Source organism: Streptomyces dryopteridis, from assembly GCF_049606955.1.
Classification (GTDB): domain Bacteria; phylum Actinomycetota; class Actinomycetes; order Streptomycetales; family Streptomycetaceae; genus Streptomyces.
In genome coordinates this window covers 1,213,419-1,230,162 of record NZ_CP187114.1, presented here as the reverse complement: position 1 = coordinate 1,230,162, position 16,744 = coordinate 1,213,419, and the positions used below count along the sequence as shown (strand labels likewise).

Below are 16,744 nucleotides of genomic sequence, written 5' to 3'. Positions count from 1 at the left end.
TCCACCCGCCCCTCCCCCGAACCGCCCCCCGACCCCGCCGCCACCGCGGTCCTCGCCGCGTACGACACCGTCGAGGTCACCTCCCTCGTGAACGGCACGCCGCGCACCGCTCCCGCCGACCCCCGCACCTCCCTCGCGGATCTCGTCCGGCACGGACACGGTCTCACCGGCACCCACGTCGGCTGCGAACAGGCGGTCTGCGGCGCGTGCGTCCTCCTCCTGGACGGCGTGCCCGTCCGCTCCTGCGCCGTGCTCGCCGTCCAGGCCGAGGGCGCGTGCGTCGAAACGGTCGAGTCCCTGGCCCCCGACCCCCCTCCGGGCTCGCCCGCACCGCTCCCCCGCCCCACCGGCCCGCCCGACCCCCACACCCTCTCCCCGCTTCAGGAGGCCCTGCGCGAGCACCACGGCCTCCAGTGCGGCTTCTGCACACCCGGCCTGCTGATGGCCCTGACCTGGGCGGAACGCGAGGGTCTGAGCCTGGAGGAGACCCTGGAGGAGGTGCTCCCAGGCCACCTGTGCCGCTGCACGGGCTACGCGGGCATCCGCGCCGCCGTCACCGCGCACCGGAACCGAAAGGAGCCCCCTCGATGACCCCCTTCGACCCGCCCCCGGCCACAGCCACGAGCGCCCCGGCCGGGCCCCACATCGGTCGCCCCCTGCCCGGCAGCCGCGCCGGAACCCTGCTGCGCGGCGCCGGACGGTACGTGGACGACGTGCCCGCCCCCGGCACCCTGTACGCGGCCCTCGTCCGCAGCCCCGTGGCGCACGGCCGGATCCGCTCCTTCCGGGCACCCGAACCCGATCCCGCCGCCCCCGCCGGCAACCCCGTGCTCGTCCTCGGACCCGAGGACGCCGCCGCGCACCTCGCGCCCCTCCCGCCGGTCTGGACGCTGCCGGGCCAACACCCGACCCACGTCGACCTCGCGCCGCGCACCGTCCGGTACGCGGGCCAGCCCGTCGGCGTGGTCGTCGCCGGGAGCCGCGCCGCCGCCGAGGACGCGGCCGAACGGGTCCGCCTGGAGATCGACCCGCTGCCGCCCGTGCCGGACGTGGACGCCGCCCTCGCCGACGGCGCGCCCCTGCTCCATCCCGAGCACGGCTCGAACGTCGCCGGCACCATCCGCTTCGGCGATCCCGTCGAACGGATCGCCGCGATCGTGGCGGGCGCCGCCCACACCGTCCGCCGCACCTTGCGGGTGCAACGCATCGCGCACAGCCCACTGGAGCCGCGTGGGGTGGTGGCCGAGTGGATCCCCGCCCTGGGCGAACTGCTCGTGCACACCAGCACCCAGACCCCGCACGGCGTCCGCCTCGACCTCGCCCACGCACTCGGCCTGCGGGCCGACCGGGTACGGGTCATCGCCCCCGACGTGGGCGGGTCCTTCGGCGGCAAGGCCGTCGTCCAGCCCGACGAGGTCCTCGTCTGCCTCGCCGCACTCCGCCTCGACCGCCCGGTCACGTGGATCGAGGACCGCACCGAGAACCTCACCGCCTCCCTCCAAGGCCGGGGCCTGCGAGCGGACGCCCTGCTCGCGCTCGACGCCGACGGACGCTTCCTCGCCCTCGACGCGGACCTCGTCGGCGACCTCGGCGGCCACCCCACCCAGGCGGGCAGCGGCCCCTTCCAGGTGGCGGGACTCTCCATGGAGGGCCCGTTCCGCTTCCCGGCCGCCGGCGCGACGGTCCGCGGCGTGTACACGACGACCACCCCGACCGGCGCCTACCGGGGCTACGGGCAACAGGAATCGGCGTGGGTCCGCGAGCGCCTGATCGAGGAGGCGGCCCGTGAACTCGACCTGCCGGCTTCGCGATTGCGATCGATGAACCTGCTGACCTCGGCCGCGATGCCGTACACCACCCGCACCGGCCTCGTGTACGACAGCGGCGACCACCCCGCCACGTTCCGCCGAGCCCTCGAACTCGCCGAACGCCACAGCCCCGCGCCGACCGCGTCCCCGGCCCCGGTCGGTCCGAAGCCGCGTCGGCTCAGGCGCGGCACCGCCGTCACGGCCGGCGTCGAGATCGGGGCGTTCGCGCCGACCGCGCTGATGGAGGCGTTCCACATGGGGTGGACCGGCTCGGAGGCCGGCCGGGTACGCGTCAACCCCGACGGCACGGTGGCCGTCACCGCCGGCTCCGTCTCGGTGGGCCAGGGCATCGAGACCACCCTGGCGCAGATCGTGGCCGATCACCTCGGCACGCCCCTGCACTGGATCGACGTGCGCCTCGGCGACACCGCGACGGCCCCCTTCTCCAACCTCACCTCGTCCGCGAGCCGTTCCCTGGCCCTCGCCGGATCCGCCGTGGGCCAAGCCGCCGGGGCCCTGCGCGCCCGCATGCACCACCTGGCCGCCGCCGCCCTGCACCTGCCCGTGTCGGCGGTGTGCCTCGACGCCCCCACCGGGCCCGACGCGAACCCCGCGACCCTCCGCTTCCGACCGGCCGACGCCGCCGACGCCCCCTCGGACGCCTCGATCTCTTGGGCCGAGACCGCCCACCGCGGCTGGTTGGGCTGGGGCCGGCCGCCGGGCGGACCCGTGCAGTTGGAGGAGACCGTGGACTTCGACCCGCCCGGGGCGACGTACTCGAACGCCGCGCACGGCGCGACCGTCACCGTGGACGAGGACACCGGGCACATCACCGTCGACGCCTACTGGTGCGTCACCGACAACGGGGTCGTCGTCAACCCGCTCCTGGCCGCCGGACAGGTCGCCGGCGGCATCGCCCAGGGCATCGGCATCGCGCTGTGGGAGGAGGTGACCCGGGACCCCGGGACCGGCCTGTGCACGGCCCTGGACCTGCACGACTATCGGCTCCCGAACTCCCGCGGGCTGCCGGTGCCCACGATCGAGCACCACGAGACGCCCAGCACCGTGATCCCCGGCGGCTTCAAGGGACTCGGCGAGGGCGGGGTGATGCTGCCGCCCGTCACCATCGCGAACGCCGTGGCGGCGGCCCTGCCCGAGATCGCGCACGCCCTGAACAGCACCCCGCTGACCCCGGAGCGCGTCTGGCGGGCCCTGCGCGAGGCCCACGCCGGCCGCCGGGCCGAACCGGAACCCGAACCCGGCCCGGAATCCGGCCCGTGACCATGCCCGCGCCCGCGCCTCACCAGTGGCAGGGAGCCCACAGGTCGTGGATCGAGTCGGCCAGCTCCCAGGGCTCCACCGGCCAGTACCCGGCCGCCGCCTGCTCGGCCACCCGCCACGTCAACCGGCGCGGCCACAACGGGGCCTCGGCCAACGTCGACAGCGGCAACCACGTGGGCACGCCCCCGTAGTTGTCGAGGCTCTCCGGCGGGCCGATCTCGCCCTCGGGAGCGACCAGGAAGTAGTGCTCGCGGCGCCCTCCCTTCCACACCCGCGCGATCTCCGCACCGACCGTGCACCCCAGCCCGGTCTCCTCGCGCACCTCGCGCACCACGGCCTCCCGCAACGTCTCCCCCGGCTCGACGCCCCCGCCGGGGAACTCGTGGAAGACCCGCCCGTCGTCCTCGCGGAACGCGATCGTCAACAACGCTCCCTCGTGCAGGATCACCGCACCCGCGCGCACCCGCACCGGCGGCACGGCCGCCGGATCCACCCAGGGCACATGGGTCGGCACCTCCTCCGGACCGCCCAGGGCCCACGCGCGCAGCACCGTCTCGGCCGTGCCCACCGGCCCCAACCCGACCCACCGGGCGCTGTGGAACGGCAGCGGGACCTCGACGGAGGACTCGCCCGGCAGCGGAAACCGGTACCGCTCCCCCGTGCCCGCCCCACCCGACACACCGTCCCCCGGCGCCTCGGCACTCGGCAGGGGCACCACCAACAGGCTGCCGTCGGCGTCGAACCGCACCTCCGCCTGCGTGTCCACGTCCACCCGCGCCCCGTTCTCTTCAGTACTCATCCCGGCATCCTGCTCGGTGCGGGTGACGGACGAAAGGGCGGGGTCGCCTCTTTGTCCGAACACCCCCGACCCCCGTACACGCGAACTCCGTTCACCCGCCGGGGTGACAGTCGGCGTCCGAATCCACTCGTCGGGGTGATCTTCCGGTTCCGCCACCCGTCCCGAGTGCCATGATCCCGCACGGGTCTGCCCACTCGGCCGCCCGCCTCGCCCCCTCCTCCTCCCTCCTCGGCCCCCACCACCCCTCCGACTCCGCCCCCAAAGGAGCAGCATGACGGTCCCGACGCCGACCTCCGGTCCCCTCCGCGTCCGCTGGGCGGCCCGCTGCCGCACGATCGCCGACGCACCGGCCTTCTCGATCGGCGTCCTCGTCGTGATCATCGTCAACGCGGCCCTGCTCGGCGCGGAGACCTACAGCGGGCTCGTCACGGAGCACCGCACCCTCCTGCACGCCGCCGAGAGGCTCTGCCTGATCCTGTTCACCGCCGAGATCGGCGTCCGGGTCGGTGCCCATCTCGACCGCCCCAAGGACTTCCTGCGGGACCCCTGGAACGTCTTCGACCTGCTGGTGGTCCTGGTCGCGTTCATGCCGGTGATCCGCGAGAACACCACGCTGCTCCGGCTGCTGCGGCTGGCCCGCGTGCTGCGCACCGCCCGGTTCATGCCGCAGCTGCGGATCCTGTTGGTCGCGGTGGGCCGGGCCCTGCCGGGCACCCTGAGCTTCATCTTCGTCGGCTCGCTCGTGATCTACGTGTACGCGATGGTCGGATGGGTCTTCTTCTCCGACGTGGATCCGGACCATTTCGGCTCCGTCGGCCGCGCCGCCCTCACCCTCGCCCTCCTCACGACCATGGACGGCTTCGGGGACGCGGTCCACGCGGGCCTCCAGATCTCCCGCTTCAGCCTCCTCTACTACGCGTCCTACGTGCTGCTGGCCTCGTTCGTACTGGTCAACGTGCTGATCGGCGTGGTGCTGACCTCTTTGGACGACGCGCGCGAGGCAGCGCGGGAGGAGGCGGAGGCCGAGGCCCGGGAGAAGCGCGAACGGGAGGCCCCGACGCCCGAGCCGACACCGGAACCGGCGTCCGATGCGTCCGATGCGTCCGATGCGTCCGAGGACGCGGAATCCCTGCGCGCCCGCATCCTCGCCGTCCGCGACGCCCTGGACCTGCTGGAGGCCGGCCTGCCCCCCGCTGCCCCCGGCTCCGGCGCGGCGCTCGGGTCCGCGGCGCTGCCCCGTCCCCAGACCGAGGTGGCCGCCGCCGGCCGGCCCGCGCAGGCAGGCCGCGAGAAGACCTCGCGCTGACGGTCACGGAAACGGTTCCCCATCGCGGGTGTGGCCGTGCGTCGGGGTCGACGCACGGCCACACCCGCGTTCCGGGCATGATCGGGCCATGTTCGTGCAAGTGACAGCGGTCTTCGCCCTGCTCGTGGTCCTCGTGTGTGCCGTTGCTCGTCCCTTTGGCAAACCGGAAGCCGTGTTCGCCGTCCCGGCGGCCGCCCTCGTCATCCTGTGCGGAGCCGTGCCATGGGAGCACGTACGGGAGGAGGCGGAGCGTCTCGGTCCCGTGATCGGCTTCCTCGCGGCCGTGCTCGTACTGGCCAAACTCTGCGACGACGAGGGCCTGTTCAGGGCATGCGGCGGATGGATGGCACGCTGGTCTCGCGGGCGTCCACGTCGACTGCTGGGCTCCGTCTTCGTGTTGGCCTCGGGGATCACGGCCGTGTTGAGTCTGGACGCCACCGTCGTCCTCCTCACGCCCGTCGTGTTCGTGACCGCCGCCCGCATGGGCGTCGATCCCAAGCCGCACGTGTACGCGAGCGCCCATCTCTCCAATACCGCCTCCCTGTTGCTCCCCGTCTCCAATCTCACGAACCTGCTGGCCTTCGCCGCGTCGGGGCTCACCTTCACGCGCTTCGCGGCGCTGATGGCCTTGCCCTGGACGGTCGCGATCGCGGTGGAGTACGCCGTGTTCCGGTGGTTCTTCGCCCGCTCGTTGAGGACGGGCGATCGGCGCGACCCGGACGCAGAACTCGCGAAAGAGGCCGATTCGGCGCAGGCCGCACCTCCGATTCCGGTGTTTGCGATGGTGACGGTCGCATGTACCTTGGCCGGTTTCGTCGTGACCTCGGCCCTCGGGGTCGAACCCGCGTGGGCGGCCGCGGCCGGCGCGGGGGTGCTCGCGGTGCGTGCCCTGCTCGACGGCCGGACCACCCTCGGCGGGATCAGGAGGGCCGCGGCCCTCCCCTTCCTCGCGTTCGTGCTCGCGCTCGGCATCGTGGTGCGGGCGGTGGTGGACGGCGGTCTCGGCGCCGGGCTGGCCCGGGTGCTGCCCGACGGGGCCTCCCTGCCCGCCCTGTTGGCGATCGCCGGCATCGCGGCGGTGCTGGCGAATCTCATCAACAACCTTCCCGCGGTACTCGCGCTGTTGCCCTTGGCGGCCGGGGCGGCGGCCACGAGCGGACCGGGTCCGCTGCTGGCCGTGCTGCTGGGTGTCAACATCGGACCGAACCTGACCTATGCCGGTTCGCTCGCGACCCTCCTGTGGCGACGCATCGCCCATCAACATGATCACGAGATCGCACTGCGCGAATTCACCCTCCTCGGCCTCGCGACGGTGCCGGCCGCGCTGGCGGCGTCGACGGTCGCCCTCTGGGCATCCCTCGGACTGTTCGGGATGCTCGGGCCTTGAGAGAGGGCCGACAGGGCGTTTTCGGGCCTCAGGGCCGCTCTCGGGACTCGGAGAGCGGTTTCTGAGGGGCCGAAAAGCCGCAGGAGGCCGCGTGCGGGCCTCTGATGCCCATCAAGGTCCAATCACACCACCCCTTTCGAGTTCGGCGCCCAGAGGGCCCTTTCTGCGCCTCGATTTTTCGCTTCGGCGATCAAAAACCGTTGCCTCAGGACACAGAGCGCTTGATTTCGACCGCTTCTGGCCGTGCCAAGCTCGGCTGAACACTCAGGTCATGTCCCGGCCGAATTTCGTCCGACGCGCGCATGGCGGGCCGATCCACCCGGATCCGATCATGAGCAGGCCGACCGATCGCCCGATCGACCGCGCATCCTCATCGGCCAGGAGGCAACCGTGCCGCACCCGCCCGTCGTCGAGCACTCCCCCGCCGCCCACGAGCACGCCGCCCACGACCGCGGGGCCACCGACATACCGCTCCTCACCGAGACCATCGGCGACAACCTCCTCCGCACCGCCCGACGCCTCCCCCACCACGAGGCCCTGGTCGACGTGGCCGCCGACCGACGCTGGACGTACGAGGAACTGGTCGCGGACGTCGACGTCCTCGCGCGCGGCCTCCTCGACCTCGGCATCAGGACCGGCGACCGCGTCGGCATCTGGGCCCCCAACCGGGCCGAATGGACCCTGACCCAGTACGCGACCGCCCGCATCGGCGCCGTCCTCGTCACCGTCAATCCCGCCTACCGCACCCACGAGCTCGCGTTCGTCCTGCGCCAGGCAGGCGTCCGGCTGCTCATCGCCGCCGAGCGATTCAAGAGCTCCGACTACGCGACGATGATCACCGAGGCCCGCCCCGACTGTCCCGAGCTGGAACACGTCGTCCTGCTCGACGGGCCCGACTGGGTGACGCTCCTGGAACGCGGCAGGCGGAGGACCGAGCAGCCTGAGGGCGAGGCGAACGAACTCGACGTCATCGGAAGCCGGTTGACGGCGCACGATCCGATCAACATCCAATACACCTCCGGAACCACCGGTTTCCCCAAGGGCGCCACCCTCTCCCACCACAACATCCTCAACAACGGCTACTTCGTCGGAGAGTCCTGCGGCTACACGGAACGGGACCGAGTGTGCCTGCCGGTGCCCTTCTACCGCTGCTTCGGCATGGTCATGGGCAACCTCGCGTGCACCAGCCACGGCGCGACCATGGTGATCCCCGCGCCCGCCTTCGACCCGGCGGCCACCCTCGCCGCGGTGGCCGCCGAACGCTGCACCTCGCTGTACGGCGTCCCCACCATGTTCATCGCCGAACTGTCCGACCCGAGCTTCGCCGACCACGACCTCGGCTCCCTGCGCACCGGAATCATGGCCGGCTCCCCCTGCCCCACGGAGGTCATGCGGGAGGTGATGGACCGGATGGGGATGCGCGAGGTGTCCATCTGCTACGGCATGACCGAGACCTCACCGGTCTCCACCCAGACCCGGACGGACGATTCGGTGGAGCGCCGGGTCTCCACCGTCGGACGCGTCGGACCTCACCTGGAGATCAAGATCGTCGACCCGGGCAGCGGGCGAACGGTGGAACGCGGCACCCCCGGAGAACTCTGCACCCGGGGCTACTCCGTGATGCTCGGCTACTGGAACGACCCCGAGCGGACCGCCGAGGCCATCGACGCCGAGGGGTGGATGCACACGGGGGACCTCGCCGTGATGGACCCCGACGGCTACCTCGCGATCACCGGCCGCATCAAGGACATGGTCATCCGGGGCGGGGAGAACCTGTACCCCCGCGAGATCGAGGAGTTCCTGTACGGCCACCCCGACGTGCTGGACGTCACGGTCGTGGGGGTCCCCGACGACAAGTACGGGGAGGAGCTCCTGGCCTGTGTCCGCATGCGCGAGGGTGCGCAACCGCTGACCGCCGAACGGGTGCGGGAGTACTGCACGGGCCGCATCGCCCACCTGAAGATCCCCCGCTACGTGCGGATCGTGGACGCCTTCCCCATGACCGTGACCGGCAAGATCCGCAAGGTCGAGCTCCGGGAACAGGCCGTGGAACTGCTGCGGGCGGGCCGGCTGGAAGGCTGATCCGGGCTCGCCGGGAAGCCCCGACGACACGGGAAGGGCGTGGGGTGCTTACGGCGTAAGCACCCACACGCGGGATGAGGGCGGAGCCGCGTCGTGGGAAGGACCGGCCCGACGGTCCTCCGGAGGTCCCCTCCCAGCGGTGCGCGTCGGTCCCTTCTCATGCCTCTGGAGTGCTTACGGCGTAAGCACTCCAGAGGCGATCACGGCGGAGCGGCTGTCGCGCGAGAGCCGTTTCGGAGTCGCCGGAGAAGGGCCCGAGTGCTTACGCCGTAAGCACTCGAGGGGTGACCACGGCGGAGACCACGCCTCAAGGGCACCGCTGCGGAAGCGCCGCAGCGGTGCCGAGTGCTTACGGCGTAAGCACTCCGGGGGCGGTCGCGGCGGAGCGGACACCCTGCGAGGGCCGCTTCGAAGGACCCGGAACGAGGCTCGAGTGCTTACGGCGTAAGCACTCCCCCGGTACCGCGAGACCCCCGTGCGACAACCCCGGAGCCCGCGAACCCACCGGACTGGCCGGGATCAGCGGGGTCGCCGGACTGCGCAGGACCTGTCCTTCGCCCGGTCCGGGACTCTGTCGAGCGGCCGGGAAACGCTTCGCCTCTGGTGCGGAGTGCTTACGGCGTAAGCACTTTTCCGGAGCCCGCCGCCCGGCCCTCGCGGGTTCCCCGACCGCTTCGCCGAAGGTTCGTCGGAACCCGTTCGACCGACGCCGCGAAAGTGCTTACGCCGTAAGCACTCGGCCTGAGCAGGCCCCGAGTGCGGCAGGCGACGACTCCCCGTTGGGAGCGGAGCGGGTTCCTCCGCACACGTGGCCAGCAGCAGCAGCGTCCACGAGGGCGCCACTTCGGACCGTAACGCGGCCCGAAGTCGGGACGGTGCTCCCGGCGGGCCGCCGGTGGTTCGGGGAGGCCGGGAGCCCGGACAGTCATTGGAGTACGTGCTCCCCCGCACGCATCCCGGGACGGAAAGTGCTTACGGCGTAAGCACTCGGGGAGACCCGAGCCAGGGCGAGTGCTTACGGCGTAAGCACTTCGGACCCGGATCTCCGTCCTCCGGCCGGCACGCGGGCGGGGTCCGGGGATCAGGGATGCGACCCAACGTTCCCGCCTCTCCCCCGCGCCGGCGGCGGCCGTGAGCACTCGGCGAGGACCCTCCGAGTGCTTACGCCGTAAGCACTCCGCATCCGTCGCAGCCGCCCGAGGTCCGTGGGAACGCCGATCGGCCCGCCTCGTCCGGAGACGGGGCGGGCCGATCGTGGAGCGGTGGAACGGGGCCGAGCGGGGTCAGGAGTCGAGGGCCGCCATCAGTCGTTCCAGGAGGACGGCCCGTTGGGCGGGCGCCATCTTCTCCAGGACGAGGTCCGCGACCTGGTGCCCGTCGTGCCAGGGCATCCGGGTCAGGCGACGGATGTCGACGAGGTTCCCGTCCTCCTCGTCCTCCGGCTGCTCCAGGACTCCCCCGGTCGGCGCCGGCGACGCGGACGACGTGCTCGCACGCTCCCCGGGCCGGCCGGTGTGGGCCGGCTTCGGCGCCGTGGACGCAGGCTCCCTGTCCGCCCCGGGTCGGGCGTCAGCGGTCGGCGGTGCAGTCCGGGCGGGCTCCGCCGGGGTGGTGCTCGCGGGCACGGCGGTGTGGGCGGGCTGTGCCGGCGTCGGCTCCGGCGCCTCCGGAGTGCTTACGGCGTAAGCACTCGGCCCGGCCGCCGCCCCACCGGCTTCCTCCGGTGCGGGTTCGCGACGGCGTTCCGCGCGCTCCGCCTCCCGGACGGCGAGCGCCTCGTCCACCGCGTTCTGCTGTTGCTGCTGCGGCAACCGGCCGACCTTGCGCGCCACCTCGACGGGCAGGGTCCGGTCCTCCACCGCCTGCTGGAGTTCCGGCGTCAGCTTGAGCAGTGCCAGTCGTTGGGTGACCCAGCCGCTGGACTTGTGGAGGGCGGTGGCCACCTTCCGCTGCGAGCCGTACTTGTCCACGAGCGTCTGGAGTGCCTGGGCCTGCTCCAACGGTTCCAGGTCCCGGTGCTGGATCGCCGCGACGAGCGCGGTCTCCAGCAGGGTGTCCGCGTCGGTGGCGAGGCTGTCGTCGAGGTGGACGGGGAGGTCGTCGAGACCCGCGAGGTTGGCCGCCGCCAGACGCCGGTTGCCGTCGACCACGATGTAGCCGGCCTCGCCGATGCTGGACTCATGCCCCGGGTGGGCCGCGAGGAACGCGTCGCGGGTGACGACGGTGACCGGCTGGATGGCGCCCCGCGCCGCGAGGCTGTCGGCCAGGTCCTCGATCTCCCGGAGTTCCTCCCGCGGGTTGTACGGGTTGTGGGCAATGTCCGCCACCGGCAGCCTGGGGGAGTTGCGGGGGGTCGGACCTGCCGGGGGAGCGGCGGGCTGCGGGGTGTCCTGTCCGGCGAACCGGGCGAAGGACGCCGCCCGGCTGCTCATCGGCTGGGCCACGGCGTCGAAGGTCGCCGAGCCACCGAGTCGGTCTGCCTTGCTCATGCCTTCCTCAGCTCCCGCACGATCTCGCGCAGGCGTGCCGACTGTTCGCAGTCCGGCGCGTAGTCGAGGAGCGGCCGCTGGACGCGCACCGCCTCGCGCTGCTCCTTGAGGTCGGGCACGACGGCCAGGACGGGGGGCTTGCCCAGGCCGATCCACTTGTCCCGCGAGGAGGTGGCGATGTACCCGCGCCGGCTGTCGAACTTGTTGACCACGAGTCCGAGCTGCTCGATCTCGATGTCGAAGTCGGCGGCGAGGGAGTCGATCTGCTGGATGAGCATCCCGTACGCCTGGGCCGAGGTGTCCTCCGCCTCGACGGGGATGACGAGGCCCGAGGTGCCGGCCCGCTCGCCTTCCCGACGGCGGGCGTAGTGCAGCCCCGCGTCCATCGCCAGGCCGAGGCTCGGGGGCGAGTCGATGACGATCGCGTCGAACTCGTTCTCGACGGGGGAGAGGGCCCGCTCCAGGGCAGCGTGCCTCGGGCCCCTGAACACGGTGAGGCCCGAGTCGAGGAGGAAGGCGTCGAAGGCCGCCGGGACGATGCGCAGGCGACCGCCGAAGCGCTCACCCTCTATCACCACGGAGAGGTCGTAGAGGGATTCGCGGGTCTGCTCCCGGTGCAGCATGTGCGTCACCAGGCTCTCCTCACCGGCCGGGATGGCGCGCAGCCCGAGCTGGTGGGAGAGGTGCCCCTGGGGGTCGTAGTCCACCAAGAGGACCCGCAGGCCCTCTTCGGCGAGGGCCTGGGCGATGCCGGCGGACAGTGCGGTCTTGCCCACGCCGCCCTTCTGGTTGCAGACCACGATGCGACGGACCGAGCGGTCCTCCGCCGGGTGTTCCGCGAGCCAGAGCGAGACGGCCTGGGCCAGGCCCTGGATGTAGGAGACCCCGCGTTCGCGGCAGTCCTCCTTGAACTCCTCGTAGAGTCCTTCCGGGAGGTACGTCCCGAAGGACTCGGCGCCGGACGTGTCCACGACGGGAAGTTCGATCTCGGCCTCACGCCAGCCGAGGATTCCCGCGGTGACCGCGTCCTGCACGTCCGTCTGAAGCTGTGCGGCCCGCACCTTGAGGGCTTGCCGCAGGTGGGCGGGGAGCTTGGACACCAGCTTCTCCCGCTCACCTCCCGAGTTCGGAGATGTCATGGCGGCAGCATACTGCCGTGAACAAGGTTTCAGACGCATTGTCACGGGTGATTTGCCGGTTTCCGGCGTTAGTTCCGGCAGAGTTGTGTCGACGGCAGGCGTCCCGCGGGTCCTTCACCACGTCAAAACGCCTCGCCGGCACCCGGGGTGACGGGCTGTTCGCGATCGGCGGGCCTGGCCGGCCGCGGAGCTTCCGGCGTCACGGGGTGAGGGCTGCGCAGTGTCGCTGCTCAGGGGCTCGCGGGCTCTTCAGAGGGGGCCGCACGAGTGACCCTCTTCACAGAAGGCTCTGTACGGCGTTCTGAGGGCCTATCTCAAGCCGAGGTGACCCGACCGCCTGGGGTGGGGGTTGAGGGGCCCTGAGGGGCCTTCAGGGGCTTTCTTGGCGCTCTTCCCGACAATGGCCCTGCGTTTGGAACCGGAATGGCCGTGGAAGGGGCCGACGGAGGCCGAGCGGGGCCGAGCGGGGCGCTTGCGGGGAATCGGCTCGGGAGTGACCGCCTCGGGGGCCGGGCCTCCCGTCGGGGGGAGGTCCGGTCGGGATCAAGGGCCCTCGTCGGCTCTCCGTCGCCCGGGTGGAAAAGCATTTCCCGGTGAGCGGGGGAGGGGGCGGGACATCTCGCCGTTCCCGACTGCGGGCGGAACCGGGGGAGGACCCAAGCGCCCGAGGGCCTTGAGCGCCCCGAAGGCCCGACGACCGATCGAGCCCCCCTCGGACCCGGGGAGGGCCCCGGCGGGCGGGACGAGCTTCTTCGGTCGCTGCGGTTCGGTCGCTCTCCAGCGACCGACGGTGCTTCGGTCGCTGCTCGGTCGCTGCCGTTTTTGGGGCCATCCGGGGGAGCGACTGAGGGCAGTGCCCCACGAGCGCTTCGGTCGCTGCGTTCAGTCGCTCAGGGAAAACCCAGGTCAAGACTGTTTCCCCCCTCAGGACAGCGACTGAAGCGACTCTGGCTTCCATATATGAAGACATTCGCGTGTGTGTGTATGTGCGTGTGCGAGTCATATATAGGCACCTTGAGTCGCTTCAGTCGCTGTTCAGTCGCTCGCAAGTCTCTGACCTGCGGTTTTTCAGGCAGCACCGAAAGCGACTGAAGAAGCACCCACGCTCGGCTTCGGTCTTCGGTCGCTGCCCGGGGGCGGACCGGGACGAAGGGGGCGGACGCGACACACCGCACTCTGCTTCCGACACGCTGCGCATGGCCCGGCCCGGCCTTAGCTAGGCTATGTCCGTTGTTGAGTCGCTTCGGTCGCTGTTAGGGGAGTCGGATGTCCGCTGAGCTGCGGTTTTCTCGCAGCGATTCTGGGTGGCGTCCCATCGGTCGCTCAGTCTCCGGCCTGCCCCTCGCCCGCTGGTGTGCGAGCAACGGCTGGCCGGTCCACCCGCTGGCCGTCGGGAAGAAGACGCCTGCCCGGAACTGCCCCGACTGTGTGGGGTCCACCCACGGGTACGGGGACTGCCCCTGCCTGCCCGCGGGTCGCTGGTGCCACGGGTTCCACGCGGCGACCCTGGACTACGCCAGGATCGAGCGCTGGTGGACCCTGAACCCGGACATGGGTGTCGGGGTCGCCTGCGGGTCCGCCGACCTCGTCGTGATCGACGTGGACGCCCACGAGGTGTCCCTGCCACCGCGGGACCGTCTGCTCCCGGGCATCCCGATCGGTGAGCAGATCGACCTGACGGGCCTGTCGAACGGCTACCACACGCTGGCCCTCCTGGCCGCGCTCAGGAACATGCCGAGCCCGGCCGACGACACCACCACCCTGCGGGTCCGCACGCCCTCGGGAGGCATGCACGTCTGGTACCGGGCCACGGACGGCCGGCGCTGGCAGTGCTCCACGGGCTCCGGCACCAAGCGGGCGCTGGCCTGGCAGGTCGACGTACGGGCCCACGGCGGCTACATCATCGCCCCGGGCACCCGCACCGAGGCCGGGACCTACCTGCCCGTGGACGACGTCCTGCAGCCCGCTCCGCTGCCCGCCTGGCTCGCCCAGGAGCTGCAGCGCACGGGGCACCTGCCGGCCGCCCACATCCCCGCCCCCAGGCCCGTCCCGCCACGGGCCAGGCAGGCCGTCATCGCCGCCGGCGGGGGCCGTGACCAGACCACCAGGATCCTGACGAACCTGTTGACCGAGCTCGCCGAATGCGGGCTGACCCCCGAGGGCGCGGGCTTCACCGAGAAGCTGAACCGGGCGGCCTACACGCTCGGTGGCCTCGCCGCCGCCGGGCACATCACCGAGGAGGCCGCCGAGGAGGCCCTGAGGCAGACCGCGGAAGCGGTCCGTCCAGGGCAGGCCCACCGCTCCGAACACACCATCCGCAGCGGCATGGCCGCGGGCGCACGACGCCCCCTGCACCTCGGAGGCCGTCGATGACCCCCAAGCCGCACCTGCCGCAGGACAGCGAAGACCGACTCTTCGACCTGGAACCCTTCGACCCGGAGGCCGTCGCGGCTCAGATCCTCGCCCACGCCACACCACCGCCCGTACCGCCCCAGGGAGCCCAACGGGGCGGGGGAGGCCCCTCTCCGGCCGCCCCCGAGCCCGCCACGGCCCAGGGGCTGCTCCCGGACACCCTCAGCGACCGCGGGAACGCGAAGCTGTTCGTCCGGCTGTACGCGGGCGACTACCGGTACGTGCCCGGTCTCGGTTGGTACAAGTGGGACACGACGCGCTGGCAGGTGGACGAGGACGACACCGTGATGTGGGCCGGCGGCGATCTCGCCGAGGCGATGGCCACCACCGACCCGCGCGGGTTGTTCAGCAACGCCGCCCTCCAGAAGCACCGGCGGCGGGCGCTGAGCACCTCGGGCATGAACGCGATGCTCACCCAGGCGAAGACCGCCCCCGGGATGGTGCTCAAGGCCGAACTCCTCGACGCGGACCCCTACTCGCTGTGCACGCCCGCCGGGATCGTGGACCTGCACACGGGGTTGATCAGGGCCCCGGAGCCGGCCAAGGACTTCCACTCGAGGTCCACCTGCACGGGTCCCCGGACCATGCCGACACCGCGCTGGTACCGGTTCCTCAACGACACCTTCGGCGAGGACTCCGAGGGGCAGGAGATGATCGACTTCCTGCACCTGATGCTCGGGTACTCCATCACGGGTGACGTGGGCGCCCAGGTCATGCCCTTCCTCTTCGGCTCCGGCAAGAACGGCAAGTCCGTCCTGCTGGACGTGTTGATGAAGCTCCTCGGCGACTACGCGGACGCGGCGCCGCCGGGCTTCCTCATGGCCCGGACCTTCGACAGCCACCCCACCGAGCTGGCCGAACTCCACGGCCGGCGGGTGATCGTGTGCTCCGAGGTCAAGCCGGGGGACAAGTTCGACGAGGCCCGGGTCAAGCTGCTCACGGGTGGCGACCGGATCAAGGCCCGCCGGATGCGGCAGGACTTCTTCTCGTTCGCGCCGACGCACAAGCTCTGGCTGATCGGCAACCACCGGCCGGAGGTCGGCACCGGCGGGTTCGCGTTCTGGCGGCGCATGCGCCTGGTGCCCTTCGAGCGGGTCGTCTCCGACGACCGCAAGATCGACAACCTGGCCGACATCCTGGTCACCGAGGAGGGTCCCGGAATCCTGGCCTGGCTGATCGACGGAGCCCGCCGCTACCTGGCCGGGGCGAAGGACCTCACGGGGCCCGCTCCGGTCCGTCTGGCGACCACGGCGTACGCCGAAACCGAGGACCACACCGGCCGCTTCTTCGAGGAGTGCTGCACCTTCGACGCAGGTCAACGGGCAGAGCAAGCCCGCCTCTACAACGTCTACCGCACTTGGTGTCAGAATGAGGGTGCACCCGCCGTCTCCTCCCGTGCGTTCGCGGCCCGGGCGAGGGAGCTGGCGGGGCTCGCCTCACCCAAAGAAATGATCTTGTCCAACTCCAAGAAGTACTACCCCGGCATCGGACTGCTCGCCGAGGAGGAGAGTGCATGAGTTCCCTCATCTCCGACGACGAGATCCATCACGAGGTCGAGCTGGTGTGGCTGGAGGACGTCTCCGAGCTGGACTACGTGCGCCAGTCGCTGGACCGTTTGCCCACCCGGCGCGGGAAGCCCGCGTACCACCGGGACGGGCGGCTGGTCGGCTACGCGCAACTGGGCCCGAAGGCGAAGCCCTCGCGCACCAGCGGGACCTTCCGTCGTCGTGTGTTCTGGCTTCTCCCGCACGATCGTGACAGCGTCCCGGACGGGCTCTACGCCACGGGGGCCCCGGCCGAGGCGGTGGATCCGACGACCCTGAACCCCGGCAGCAAGGGGCGCAAGACGTTGAAGTCCGAGAACCCCGCGGCCGCCGTCGCCGGCGCCGACTGACCGCGGGTCGACGTCCGAGGTTCGTCTCCGAGTCCCCGCTCCCTTCCGAGGGGGCGGGGACTCCCGCGTGTGGGGGAGTGGAGGGCCGGGACAGGACTCGGACGAGGTCTTGGAGGGGCAGGAGCGATCCGAGCAGCGACCGAAGGG

The 16,744-nt window shown here is 71.7% G+C and carries 11 protein-coding genes; 8 read left to right on the top strand and 3 right to left on the bottom strand.

Going from position 1 to position 16,744, the window contains the following annotated elements; all coding sequences use genetic code 11:
* Positions 1-87 precede the first annotated feature (87 nt).
* The gene (locus tag ACN20G_RS31985) at positions 88-591 is read left to right on the top strand and encodes a (2Fe-2S)-binding protein (protein ID WP_424217412.1); all 504 of its coding nucleotides are present in this window, start codon (positions 88-90) and stop codon (positions 589-591) included.
* A complete protein-coding gene (locus ACN20G_RS31980; RefSeq protein WP_424216740.1) occupies positions 588-3,089 on the top strand; it encodes a xanthine dehydrogenase family protein molybdopterin-binding subunit in 2,502 nt (833 codons plus the stop codon). The genes ACN20G_RS31985 and ACN20G_RS31980 overlap by 4 nt, the downstream gene beginning before the upstream one ends.
* 19 nt (positions 3,090-3,108) lie before the next feature.
* Here ACN20G_RS31980 and ACN20G_RS31975 read toward each other — a convergent pair whose 3' ends face one another.
* Positions 3,109-3,888 (bottom strand): NUDIX domain-containing protein, encoded by a 780-nt coding sequence (locus ACN20G_RS31975; RefSeq protein ID WP_424216739.1) that lies wholly within the window; start codon positions 3,886-3,888, stop codon positions 3,109-3,111.
* 271 nt (positions 3,889-4,159) lie between these two features.
* On the opposite strand from ACN20G_RS31975, the gene ACN20G_RS31970 reads away from it, so the two are divergent.
* The 3 genes from ACN20G_RS31970 to ACN20G_RS31960 all read left to right on the top strand — a co-directional run bounded on the left by ACN20G_RS31970 (position 4,160) and on the right by ACN20G_RS31960 (position 8,663).
* On the top strand, positions 4,160-5,194 hold the full coding sequence (locus ACN20G_RS31970; protein ID WP_424216738.1) for an ion transporter: 1,035 nt from the start codon (positions 4,160-4,162) through the stop codon (positions 5,192-5,194).
* 88 nt (positions 5,195-5,282) lie between these two features.
* Positions 5,283-6,581 carry an SLC13 family permease gene (locus ACN20G_RS31965; protein ID WP_424216737.1) on the top strand — a complete coding sequence of 433 codons (1,299 nt, stop codon included), beginning with the start codon at positions 5,283-5,285 and terminating at the stop codon, positions 6,579-6,581.
* Positions 6,582-7,046: 465 nt separating this feature from the next.
* Positions 7,047-8,663 carry an AMP-binding protein gene (locus ACN20G_RS31960; protein ID WP_424217411.1) on the top strand — a complete coding sequence of 539 codons (1,617 nt, stop codon included), beginning with the start codon at positions 7,047-7,049 and terminating at the stop codon, positions 8,661-8,663.
* Between the two features lie 1,283 nt (positions 8,664-9,946).
* On the opposite strand, the gene ACN20G_RS31955 is transcribed toward ACN20G_RS31960, so the two are convergent.
* Both ACN20G_RS31955 and ACN20G_RS31950 read right to left on the bottom strand, forming a co-directional pair.
* Complete coding sequence (locus tag ACN20G_RS31955; RefSeq protein WP_424216736.1) at positions 9,947-11,152, bottom strand: ParB/RepB/Spo0J family partition protein; 1,206 nt, start codon at positions 11,150-11,152, stop codon at positions 9,947-9,949.
* A complete protein-coding gene (locus tag ACN20G_RS31950; RefSeq protein ID WP_424216735.1) occupies positions 11,149-12,291 on the bottom strand; it encodes a ParA family protein in 1,143 nt (380 codons plus the stop codon). The genes ACN20G_RS31955 and ACN20G_RS31950 overlap by 4 nt, the downstream gene beginning before the upstream one ends.
* A gap of 1,266 nt (positions 12,292-13,557) precedes the next feature.
* On the opposite strand from ACN20G_RS31950, the gene ACN20G_RS31945 reads away from it, so the two are divergent.
* The 3 genes from ACN20G_RS31945 to ACN20G_RS31935 are packed head-to-tail and all read left to right on the top strand — an operon-like array spanning position 13,558 to position 16,597.
* Positions 13,558-14,664, top strand: coding sequence for a bifunctional DNA primase/polymerase (locus tag ACN20G_RS31945; protein WP_424216734.1), 1,107 nt, complete (start codon positions 13,558-13,560; stop codon positions 14,662-14,664).
* Complete coding sequence (locus ACN20G_RS31940; RefSeq protein WP_424216733.1) at positions 14,661-16,220, top strand: DNA primase family protein; 1,560 nt, start codon at positions 14,661-14,663, stop codon at positions 16,218-16,220. Before ACN20G_RS31945 ends, ACN20G_RS31940 begins: the two co-directional genes overlap by 4 nt.
* Positions 16,217-16,597, top strand: a complete 381-nt coding sequence (locus ACN20G_RS31935; RefSeq protein ID WP_424216732.1) for a DUF6009 family protein — start codon at positions 16,217-16,219, stop codon at positions 16,595-16,597. The genes ACN20G_RS31940 and ACN20G_RS31935 overlap by 4 nt, the downstream gene beginning before the upstream one ends.
* Positions 16,598-16,744 lie beyond the last annotated feature (147 nt).

What these genes read in the sequence shown, in the direction of transcription:
- ACN20G_RS31975 (WP_424216739.1), bottom strand. Translation starts at nt 3,888, where the DNA reads ATGAGTACTGAAGAGAACGGGGCGCGGGTGGACGTGGACACGCAGGCG.
- ACN20G_RS31940 (WP_424216733.1), top strand. Translation starts at nt 14,661, where the DNA reads ATGACCCCCAAGCCGCACCTGCCGCAGGACAGCGAAGACCGACTCTTC.
- ACN20G_RS31970 (WP_424216738.1), top strand. Translation starts at nt 4,160, where the DNA reads ATGACGGTCCCGACGCCGACCTCCGGTCCCCTCCGCGTCCGCTGGGCG.
- ACN20G_RS31965 (WP_424216737.1), top strand. Translation starts at nt 5,283, where the DNA reads ATGTTCGTGCAAGTGACAGCGGTCTTCGCCCTGCTCGTGGTCCTCGTG.
- ACN20G_RS31945 (WP_424216734.1), top strand. Translation starts at nt 13,558, where the DNA reads ATGTCCGCTGAGCTGCGGTTTTCTCGCAGCGATTCTGGGTGGCGTCCC.
- ACN20G_RS31935 (WP_424216732.1), top strand. Translation starts at nt 16,217, where the DNA reads ATGAGTTCCCTCATCTCCGACGACGAGATCCATCACGAGGTCGAGCTG.
- ACN20G_RS31955 (WP_424216736.1), bottom strand. Translation starts at nt 11,152, where the DNA reads ATGAGCAAGGCAGACCGACTCGGTGGCTCGGCGACCTTCGACGCCGTG.
- ACN20G_RS31950 (WP_424216735.1), bottom strand. Translation starts at nt 12,291, where the DNA reads ATGACATCTCCGAACTCGGGAGGTGAGCGGGAGAAGCTGGTGTCCAAG.
- ACN20G_RS31980 (WP_424216740.1), top strand. Translation starts at nt 588, where the DNA reads ATGACCCCCTTCGACCCGCCCCCGGCCACAGCCACGAGCGCCCCGGCC.